Consider the following 1,063-nt stretch of genomic DNA (forward strand, 5'->3'; position numbering starts at 1 on the left):
GCCGGGCCCTTACGCCAGCACGCCGAAGAACGCGCCGATGATGCCCACGACCATGGTGGCCACGATCAGCACCATGGGGTTGATCTTCTTGGACAGCAGCCAGTAGTACAGCCAGAAGGCGAGCATGCCGAGCATGCCGGGCATGATGCCGTCCAGGATGTCCTGGAGGGTCTGGGCGTCCTCGCCCGAGCCGATGGCCACCGGGATGCTGGCCCAGAACATGTCCTTGCACATGGCGCCCACGACCATGACGCCCACGATGCCCACGCAGGTCATGATCTTCTGCATGAGGCCGGTCCTCTGGGCCTCGTCCAGGAAACCCACGCCCAGCTCGTAGCCCTTGACGGCGCCCCAGATGCGCAGCGCGAAGCCGGGGACGTTGTAGATGAGCAGGAAGGCGATGGGGCCGAAGGGGTTGCCGGCCTGGCACAGGCTGATGCCCACCGCGGCGGCGACCACGCGCAGCGTCGACAGGAAGATGGAGTCGCCGATGCCGGACAGCGGGCCCATGAGGGCGGCCTTGACGTCGTTGACGCTCTCGGGCTCGATCTCGCCGCGGGCGACCTTCTCCTCCATGGCCATCGCGATGCCGCCGACGAACGGGGCGAACTGGACGGTGATGTTGAAGAACGCGCAGTGGCGGTGCAGGGCCTCGGCGTAGTCGTCGGGGCGGCCGGCGTAGATCTTCTTGAGCATGTTGGCGACCATCAGGCAGAAGGCGATGTTCATCTGCTTGTAGTAGGTCCAGGAGAACTCCATGCCCAGGGCGCCGACGTTGACGGCGCTCTTGACGAGGTCGGAGCGCGTGATCTTGTTCTCGGGACTAGAAGTCATCGTCCTCATCCCCTTCCGCGGAGAGCTGGGGCTGGGCTCCGCCCAGGCCGAGCAGGTCGAACTTGTCGATGCCGATGATGATGGCGATCAGGGCGACGCCCAGGACGGGCACGTTGGCGTAGGAGCACAGCAGGAAGCCCAGGAAGTAGAAGGGCACGAGCTGCTTGGTGAGCACCAGGCGGCCGAGCATGGCGAAGCCCATGGCCGGCAGGATGTTGGCGGCAACGCC

The 1,063-nt window shown here is 65.8% G+C and carries 2 protein-coding genes; both read right to left on the bottom strand.

What is annotated here, in order from left to right; genetic code table 11:
• Window positions 1-9 precede the first annotated feature (9 nt).
• On the bottom strand, window positions 10-843 hold the full coding sequence (locus DW151_RS10425) for a PTS system mannose/fructose/sorbose family transporter subunit IID (protein WP_117565064.1): 834 nt from the start codon (window positions 841-843) through the stop codon (window positions 10-12).
• A partial coding sequence (locus tag DW151_RS10430; protein ID WP_147324175.1) for a PTS sugar transporter subunit IIC occupies window positions 824-1,063 on the bottom strand: 240 nt, incomplete at its 5' end. The genes DW151_RS10425 and DW151_RS10430, both read right to left, overlap by 20 nt.

It is taken from the genome of Collinsella sp. AM13-34, from assembly GCF_003473055.1.
Taxonomy (GTDB): domain Bacteria; phylum Actinomycetota; class Coriobacteriia; order Coriobacteriales; family Coriobacteriaceae; genus Collinsella.